General features: G+C 64.0%; 6 protein-coding genes. All 6 read left to right on the top strand.

From position 1 onward, the window contains the following. Positions 1-161 precede the first annotated feature (161 nt). The 6 genes from NQ706_RS13580 (at position 162) to NQ706_RS13555 (ending at position 9,276) form a co-directional block, all read left to right on the top strand. Positions 162-902 (top strand): TnsA-like heteromeric transposase endonuclease subunit, encoded by a 741-nt coding sequence (locus NQ706_RS13580; protein WP_404361103.1) that lies wholly within the window; start codon positions 162-164, stop codon positions 900-902. Further along, positions 899-3,004, top strand: a complete 2,106-nt coding sequence (locus tag NQ706_RS13575; protein WP_404361101.1) for a Mu transposase C-terminal domain-containing protein — start codon at positions 899-901, stop codon at positions 3,002-3,004. The genes NQ706_RS13580 and NQ706_RS13575 overlap by 4 nt, the downstream gene beginning before the upstream one ends. Beyond that, on the top strand, positions 2,995-4,017 hold the full coding sequence (locus NQ706_RS13570) for an ATP-binding protein (protein WP_404361099.1): 1,023 nt from the start codon (positions 2,995-2,997) through the stop codon (positions 4,015-4,017). Before NQ706_RS13575 ends, NQ706_RS13570 begins: the two co-directional genes overlap by 10 nt. Further along, the gene (locus NQ706_RS13565) at positions 4,007-4,849 is read left to right on the top strand and encodes a hypothetical protein (RefSeq protein WP_404361097.1); all 843 of its coding nucleotides are present in this window, start codon (positions 4,007-4,009) and stop codon (positions 4,847-4,849) included. Before NQ706_RS13570 ends, NQ706_RS13565 begins: the two co-directional genes overlap by 11 nt. Before the next feature lie 149 nt (positions 4,850-4,998). After that, positions 4,999-6,945, top strand: coding sequence for a site-specific DNA-methyltransferase (locus NQ706_RS13560; RefSeq protein WP_404361095.1), 1,947 nt, complete (start codon positions 4,999-5,001; stop codon positions 6,943-6,945). 3 nt (positions 6,946-6,948) lie between these two features. Next, positions 6,949-9,276 (top strand): DEAD/DEAH box helicase family protein, encoded by a 2,328-nt coding sequence (locus tag NQ706_RS13555; protein ID WP_404361093.1) that lies wholly within the window; start codon positions 6,949-6,951, stop codon positions 9,274-9,276. Positions 9,277-9,424 lie beyond the last annotated feature (148 nt).

Raw genomic sequence — 9,424 nt, 5'->3', positions numbered from 1 at the left:
TGTCAATCGTCATCGAAGGTGAACCAGAATCACCCGACCTGGACCACGATGACGATTTCGTTCATCCAACCTGAACCGCCGAGCCGATTTTGGTCATCCAAAGTGAACCAACCCCTTGTTCTTCGCCATCCAACCTGAACCACATGCGCTACAGTTCGTACATGAGTTCGAGCGCGTGGGCTGTTGAGCGTCCTGGGTGCGGCGTGCCGGTCATGGTCAACGACGACGGCACGCTGATGACGCTTGATCTGTCCGAGGCCGCAACGTGGCGCTTCGAAGACCACCCCGGCATCCGTAAGCCGGTCGCTTACAAGGGACAGAGGAACTGGGTGGGTTCCTGGTGGTTCTCGAAGTCTGGTGAGTACGTGCCGTTCGAGTCCTGGGTGGAACGTGACTGGATCATGTTGTTCGACCGCGACGCGAACGTCCGCGCCGTTCGCGCTCAGCCGTTCACGCTCGACCTGCCGAGCGGACGCCATACCCCCGACTTCTTCCTTCGTCGCCGCGATGGGAGCGTCGAGATTATCGACGTGCGCCCTGATGACCGTATCGGTGACGTGGACGCGTTGAAGTTCGCTCAGACCGCCGATGCGTGCTCCCTCGTTGGCTGGTCGTATCAGCGCGTCGGTGAGGTTGAGCCGGTTGCTCGCGCGAACTGTCGGTGGTTATCGGCGTATCGGCATCCGTGGTGCGGCGTGTCGAGGGTGACGTCCTTGGCCTCGATCACACAGGCGCTCGCGGGTGAGCGTGTGCGTCTTGACGAGGTGAGTGCCCGTTTGGGTGCGCCTCTGTTGGCGGTTCTGCCGCTGGTGTTTCATCACGTGTGGCGTGGCGATCTGCGCATGGATGAGTCTGTGCCGTTTTCGCTGCGTTCACCGGTATGGGAGGGATCGGCCGCATGAGCGTCGCAGATGTTGTTCGGACCGGTGACGTGGTGCGCGTCCAGAACGTCGAGTATCGGGTGGACTCTGTCCGCAATGGCCAGGTCGTGCTTGCTGGGCCGCATCGTGCGGTGCGGGAGATGTCTGCGGCTGAGCTGGCCGCTGCGAGCGGTTTCACTGTCGTGGACCGGCGCCCCGCCGCTCCCCTACGCGATCTTGATGTCTTCGACGGGTTGCCTGAGAAGCAACGCGATGAGGCGGTGTTCTGGGAGCGTCACGTGAAGGACGTCCTGGAAGGGCGCCCGTGGGATGGTGAGGGCCCGAACTATGACCTGCTGTTGACGTCGATGCGTCAGCGGGAGGAGACGAAGGCTCGGGAGTTGACGGAGGCTGGCCACCGCGTGTCGCGTAGTCGTCTGGTGCGTCTGCGGCAGCGTTACCAGACGCGAGGCATCCTGGGCCTCGCGGATGGTCGTTCCGTGCGCGAAGCATCGGCGGGGTCACGTGTCGACCCGCGCGTGCGTGAGGTCCTGGCGCGTGTTCTGGGCGATGCGTCGTTGGAGTCAACGGGGACGATTGACCGTCTGCACCATGACCTGACTGTGGCAGTGCGTGAGGAGCTTGGCCCGGACGCTGCTGTGCCGTCCGTGACGACGTTGCGGCGGATGGTCGCACAGATGCGTGAGGGGCGGCACGCTCTCGGGTCCGCGCGGACGCGGCGTACGTTGTCGCAGCAGCCGCAGCGCGAGTTCGGACGCGTCGCGCCAGTCATGCCAGGCGAACTCGTGCAGATCGACTCCACGCCCCTCGATGTTGCGGTGGTATTCGACCAGGACGTTGTCGGCCGTGTTGAGCTGACGGCGATGGTTGATGTGGCGACACGCACGATCATGGCCGTCGCGGTGCGCCCCTCGACCAAGGCCGCCGATCTGGGAGCTTTGCTGGCGCACGCGGTCACTCCCGAACCGATGAGGCCCGGCTGGCCGGAGGCGTTGCGACTGTCCGCGTCGGTGCTGCCGTACCGGGAGTTGACTGAGGTAGACGAGCGGTTGAAGTCGGCGGCAGCGCGGCCGATCATCCGCCCGCAGACGATCGTGATGGACCACGGCAAGCAGTACACGTCACGGGCGTTCGAGCATGCGTGCAGGCACTTCGGGATCAACGTGCAACCCGCGCACCCTGACACGCCCACAGACAAGCCGCACGTGGAGCGCACGTTGCAATCCGTCTCCACGCTGTTCGCCCAGTACCTGCCCGGTTACCTGGGGCGCTCAGTGGAGCGGCGCGGCCAGAAGGCCGAACAGCAGGCGGTGCTTTCCCTGCCAGAGTTGCAGGACGTCCTCGAACAGTGGGTCATCGCCGCGTGGCAGGTGCGCCCCCACGAAGGGCTACGCGACCCGTTGAACGCGGAGGCAGTCCTGTCCCCCAACGAAATGTACAAGGCGATGCTCGACGTCGCCGGGTATGTCCCGCTACCCGTCTCGGGTGAGGCGTTCATCGAGATGCTGCCCAGTGAGCGCCGCAAGATCGGCGCTGAAGGCATCCGTCTCGGGCACCGCCTGTACGACAGCCCCGAGCTGAACGAGTTCCGCCATACCCCCGACCGTCGCCACAAGCGCGGGCTGTGGGAAGTGCGCCACGACCCGTACGACCTCTCACGCGTCTTCGTGCGCGTGCCGACCGAAGACGGGCGGAGCCGCTTCGTGACGGCCATGTGGCGGCACCTCAACGGCCAACCTGCCCCCTTCGGTGGTGACGTGTGGCGCGCCTCGGTACAGGTCGTCCTCGAACGTGGCGAGCGGGCCGATGATGCTGCGGCCATCGAAGCCGTCGCCCGAGACATCGTCAGCGGTCAGCGCGAAAGGTCGGCACCCACTAAGGCAGCACGAGCGAAGGCCCGCCGTGCCCGCGTCAAGAACGAAGCCGCTTTGTCTGACGCGCGCCGCGACAGGACGCAGCCCAGCACTACTGCAACCGCTACCCCGCCCGCCGCGATCGAAGCAACCCCGACGCCGGAAACGCCCGTTGGTGAAGCAACACCAGATGACGCTACGGCAGCACCCTCGAATGTGGTGCCACTGCGGGTCTACGACGCGAAGAAGGAGTCTGAGTCATGGTGGTGAACCCCTCGGGTGTTGATGTCACTCGCTTGCCTGTCACTACGCTTGCAGGATGGCGGCAATACGTCGACCTAGACGCGCCGACGTTCGACCTCCTCCCCCGGAAGGAATACGACGCGCTACCAGATGCGGAGCGCGCGGCGTACGACGAGCAGCGCAGCCACTACCACTCACGGATGGTCGTGGCCGAAACCTCCACCGTGCGGCAGGTGACACACCAGGCGCGTCTGCTGCTGCACGTCAACAAGCAGGAGACCGGCGCGCGCCGCGGCCTGATCGTCAGTGGCCAAGCAGCGACGGGCAAGACGACGTCCCTCATGGAGCTGGGCAAGACCCATGAGGCGTCCGTACGGCGACGCTACCCGGATGACACCTCGCGCGTGCCTGTCGTCTACCTGTCGGCGCCACCAAAGGGAAGCGCGAAGAAGCTTGCGACCGAGTTCGCGAACTTCCTCGGCCACCCCGCCAGTGGCCGCGAGAACGTGGTCGACATTGCTGCCCGGGTGTGCAGACTGCTCATCGAGGCCCGCACTGATCTTGTCCTCGTGGATGAGATTCATAACCTGAACCTCGCGACCAGCGCAGGTGAGGAGATGTCGGACCACCTCAAATACTTCGCTGACCACATTCCCGCGACCTTCGTCTATGCCGGGATCGACGTCGAAACGCTGCTGTTCAACGGTGTTCGCGGCCGACAGATCGCTGGCCGGTACACGACGCTTCGCACGTCGCCGTTTCCACGCAACGACGAGTGGGCGGGGTTGGTCGCAACGTTCGACGCGGCGCTGCGCCTGTACAACCACGAGCCTGGTTCTCTGACGCCGATGAGCGACTACCTGCACGAGCGCACTGGCGGCTCTATCAGTAGCCTGTCGCACCTCTTGCGGGCAGCCGCGATTCTCGCCACCTTGCCGGGCAGTACGGAGGCGGTCACTCGGGACCTTCTTGACGACGTCGTCCTCGATTACGCCGCCGAAACCGTCGCGTCCCCACGAGGTAAGCGGCATGCCATTTGACCCGACCGTCCTGCGCCCGGCCCAGCTCACGTTCCCGGTCGGCCCGTACTCCGATGAGGACTATTGGGGGTATCTGAACCGTCTGGCCCGGGCGAACCAATATGAGCAGGGCGTGCCCTTGCATCAGGTCATCCGCAGCAGCGGGATGCCGCTCCTCGATGGCCTGGCGGCACTGACTGGCCGTACCCCTTTGTCTGTGGCGTTGGCGATCCCGACGATCCCTCACACTTTCACCGACCGGCGCTTGCAGGGGCGGCCGAGCCGCTTGCGCCGGTTCGCGTGCCGCCGATGCGCGGTCCGGCGTACCGGCGGCAACGTGTACGTCTACGCGCACCAGTGGGACGTGATCTGCCGGCGCCACCAACGGTGGCTGCCGGGAGCCAAGCAGTTCCAGATAGCGGGTCTACCGCATCTGGCAGCGGCGAGCCGCCGCCACCGCCTTCTCACGACGGAGTACGGCCATGCCGCCACGTACGACGCATGGCAGGCCGCGCAAGGCGTACTCGCGGCCTACTCACGCAGCGGCATGCCCAGGCCGCTGGCAGCACGAGAGGCATACGCGGTCCTGATGGGCCAACAGGCAAACCGTGAGCACGACGGCGACGCTTTCAACGTCGCCACCTACCCGGTCGCCATCCAAATCGCGGCCGCTCTCCTCGACCCCTCACGAACGGACGCGGACGGGCCGGGGAGCGCGCAAACGATGACGGCCCGCCTCCGCGAATGGGTTCCGCTGCTCGGGTCACGCCATGACATGGTGTGGCGCGACCCTCTGCGGGTGATACTGCGGCGCTACCGGTTGCCCCCCGAAGCTGATGTGTATGTAACGTGATTACCGGGCAACCGCGTCACTACACCATCGCTGACGGCTCCCACGCACAGCGCCCCCTGTCGGTGCGAGCTGCCACACTACGTCCTGTCCGAGCAGACAGCGGCCCCCAGACCCGACCGCGCGGTCAAGACCCAACGAATGAGAGAGTCATGGACGACCTGACTGACCTTGAGACGCTCCCTGTCGAGCAACTCATCGAGATGATCCGTGAGAAGACGGGGGCCGGTGTCGCGCTGTCTTTCCCGGGCAAGATGCTCGCGCGCCAGATCGGCCGCCGGGTTCGCCCGCGAACCATGCGGACGGTAAAGAACCTCAGCGCCGGTGACGATCAAGGACGTGCGAACAACCTGATCATCGAGGGCGACAATCTTCAGGCGCTCGCTTCGCTGTACCGCGAGCGCGGCCAGATCGACATGATTCTCACGGACCCGCCTTACAACACGGGCGGTGACTTCCGGTACAACGACAGGTGGGACACCGACCCGAACGATCCTGCCATGGGCGACCTGGTGGGCAGCGACGACCCTGCGCGGCACACCAAGTGGATGAAGTTCATGTACCCGCGTTTGCAGATGATGCGCTCGATGCTCAAGCCGTCGGGCGTGCTGGCCATCTGCATCGACAGCCGCGAGCTATTCCACCTCGGGCAGATGCTCGACGAGCTGTTCGGCGAGCAGAACCGTCTCGCCATCATCAACTGGCAGAAGAGCTACTCCCCCCGTTCGGACAACAGGCACGTCTCCACGGCCACGGAGTACGTGCTGGTGTATGCGAAGGACGAAGCTACCGCGAAGACGGGCCTGGAGCCGCGTACATCCGGCATGGATGCGCGGTACAAGAATCGAGATGGAGACCCTCGCCTCTGGAAGCCAGGCGACTTTTCTGGCCCCAAGGCCGCGACTCACCAGGGGATGGTTTACGGCATCCAGTCCCCGTTGACGGGAGACGTGCACTATCCCCCGTCCGGCAGGTGCTGGGTGTGGCCGCAGAGACAGACACAGCCGATCTTGGAGCGCTGGGGCGTTCAGTACGAGCTGCGCGACATCGGTGACGCTGATCAGCGGGCGGCCATCATCGGCGTACCAGTCACGTCTGTACGTCCCGTCAAGGCGCTGATGCTCAAGGGCCAGCCGGAGGATTCGAAACGAGTGGCGGCCGAGAAGATGAGGACGGAGCCGTGGCCCGAGATCTTCTTCGGCGTGAAGGGAACTGGGCGTCCGCAGCTGAAGCGGTACCTCGAAGACGTGAAACAGGGCCGTGTTCCGATGACCTACTGGGCGGACGAAGACATCGAGAATCCTGCCGTCTTAGGGTCGGTTTCCTGGGACCATGAGGAGTCGGGTCACAGCCAAACGGGCGTAAATGAACTCAGTGCCGTGGTCGGCAAGGGACACGGCTTCGAAACTGTCAAGCCCCTCACCCTCATGACCAAGCTAATCCAGATCTGGTGCCCTCCGACAGGCATCGTCCTCGATCCGTTTGCCGGGTCGGGGACCACTGGCCAGGCCGTCTTGACACTCAACCAAGACACGGACAGCGACCGCCGCTTCATCATGGTCGAGCAGGGCCGCCCCGAGAACGGTGACTCATACGCAAAAACGCTGACCGCCGACCGCATGATCCGCGTCGTCTCCGGCGACTGGGTGAACGGCAAAGGCAAGCCGCTGGGCAGCGGGTTCACCTTCAAGACCTTGACGAAGCAGGTCGACGCGCCAACCCTGCTTCTCATGGAGCGCGACGAGATGATCGACACCGTCATCGCCTCGCACTCCAGCACCAGCTCCCGGCGGGCCTCTGCGCTCGTGCCACTCCTGGACGGCGACGAGCCGTTCGAGTACCTCGTGGCCAAGAACGCCGCTGGCGAGGGCATCTTTCTCGTATGGTCAGGCGCAGGGTCGAATCCCGACCTGACCGAGGAGGTCTACGAAGCGATCACCGAGGAGGCCGAGAAGGCGGGGTTGGCAGAGACGTACCACGTCTACAGCCGCCGCAACCTCTTCGCGACCGACGACGTGGTCTGGTACCAAATCCCCGACCGCATCCTGTCCGACTTCGGCCTGGACATCCGCACCGAGTCCTACACCGAGGAGGACTGAGCCGTGACCATCGAGCTCTTCCAGTTCCAGCAGACGGCGGCCTCGCAGGTCGCGGACCGCTTTGTCGACTACAACTCCGACCCCGTACGCATCGGGCGCAAGAACAATGCCCGGGACGTGCCGTTCTACCAGGCGCTCTCGGCGATCACCGGTGCGGGTAAGACCGCTATCCTCGCGCAGGCAGTCGCGGAGATCAGTGCCATGCTTGAGATCCCTCCGGTCATCCTTTGGCTCTCCAAGGGCAAGGTCGTCGTCCAGCAGAGCTACGCCAACCTCGCCGAGGGCGGCAAATACAACCACCTCCTGCCGGACACGACCGTGCGTCTGCTCAGCGAGTACGACCCGGCCGACGTCGAGAACTCTCGCGAGGCGCTGCTCTACTTCGCCACGGTCGGCACGTTCAACCAGAAGGATCGGGAGAAGAGCAATCTCAAGATCTTTGCCGCCGACACCGACAACATCGAGTCGACCCGGTGGGAGGCGCTGAAGGTCCGCAAGACGGCAGAGGGCGACCAGCGTCCTCTGCTGGTCGTGTACGACGAGGCTCAGAACTTAAGCGACCAGCAGACGACCCTGCTGCTGGAACAGCAGCCGGACGTCTTCCTGCTAGCCAGCGCGACCCTGCGGTTCCCGGCGCAGTTCTACTCCGAGGTCATCACCCCACTGCGAGACATTGGCGGCTACGCCGACGAGGACCTCATCACGCGCGTCCCGACCGCCGAGGTCCAAGGCTCGGGCCTCGTGAAGGGCATCATCGCGCTCGACGGCCTAAACGCCCCAATGGAGGAGACCGTCACCGAGATGCTCGCCGACATGGCGGAGGCGGAGAAGGCGGCCATCGCAGAGGGGCTTTCCTTCGTCCCAAAGGCGATCTACGTCTGCAACACGAACATCGTGGCGGGTGACTCGACGGCTTCGGACAATCCGGCGCAGGTCTTCGACCAGCGCCAGGCGCCGCCTATCCTCATCTGGCGCTACCTTGTGGAGCACTGCGGGGTGCCCGCTGATGAGGTGGCGGTGTACGCCGACCTGAAGACGCACAAGGACTTCCCGCTTCCGGCGGAATTCGTGCTGTTCAACGGTGGCGACAAGGACTACGGCACCTTTATCGAGGGCGATTACCGCCACATCATCTTCAACAAGACGCTCCAGGAGGGATGGGATGATCCCTGCGTCTACTTCGCCTACGTGGACAAGTCCATGGACTCGACCATCCAGATTTCCCAAGTAATTGGTCGGGTGCTCCGTCAGCCGGGTGCGACGCATTACGGCGCCGACCGGCTGAACACCGCGCACTTCTACGTCCGCGTAGACCGTAACGACGCGTTCGCCGCCGTGGTGGACGACGTGCGCCAGGGGCTGGGCGGCGACAACCCGCAGGTGCACATCATTGCCACACCGCCGGGCAAGGAGGAGCCGAAGAACCTCGCAGTCAAGGGGCACCGTGCGGTGCCCAAGGCGGCCATCGACCACGCCGAGTGCGTGGAGCCGGTCGAGAAGGTCATCGCCAAGGTCATGGACTACTCCCAGGACCAGGTCAACACCAAGGGCGCGGGCCGTCGCCGCACGGTGGAGCAAGTAATCGGTCAGAGCGAGTCCAAGGATTCCGACTGGGTCGATTTCGAGCAAACGAATCGGGTCAACGCACGGTGGGTCTTCCGGCGCGAGGTGTCGCGCCGCTACAAGCCTGCGCTTATGGTCATGGACACCGACGCTAAGAAGTTCGACGCCAAGGTCGGTGTGGGAAGCAACGCTTACACGGCATTGGCCGACGATGCGGCCAAGGCAGTCGACGAGTACCTGCGCACAGCAGTCGTTAAGCAGCAGAAGCCCAAGCCCTACGTCGTCAGCGACATGCTCGTGCGGGCAAGCGGACTAGAAGCGTTCAAGAACGCGCTCCACGAGGGTTACGACGGGCTCAACGACTTGGAGCTCCGCTTCGCTCGTGCCGTGGATGAGACAGGTTTGACGTGGACGCGGAACCGATCTCAGACCGGCTACCGGATCCCATTGGTCACACTTGGCTCTACCGTCTGGTTTTTCCCTGACTTCCTCGTGTGGTCTGACGACGTCGTCTACTGCGTTGACACGAAGAACCAGGCGCTGGTCGAGGGTGACGCGCGACGCAAGCTCCTGACGATCAAGCCGCATGAGAGGGTATCGACGACTATTGAGGTGCGCTTCGTTACCGAAGGCAGATATCGGCGAGACGGGACGTTGGACAGTCGAGATGGATTCTCGGTCTGGGGTCTTGGTAGCGGCAGGGCGCTAAGAGTTGACCCCCATGACGACCTTGACTCTGTAGCTAGGGGATTTCTGCCCAGGCCTTGATCTGGAGCTGGTACCTAGCTGTCCTCAACTTAATCCGTGCTGATTTGGTTCACTTTGGATGGTGCCTGGCGGCCGCCGGGCTGTCATCCAAAGTGAACCAGGCCCCTTATTCCGCGAGTCAGTGGTTCACCTTGGATGGCGAATGACA

This window comes from Dermacoccus sp. BD5 (assembly GCF_044878485.1).
Taxonomy (GTDB): Bacteria; Actinomycetota; Actinomycetes; order Actinomycetales; family Dermatophilaceae; genus Dermacoccus; species Dermacoccus nishinomiyaensis.
This window is presented reverse-complemented; position numbering and strand designations above follow the sequence as displayed.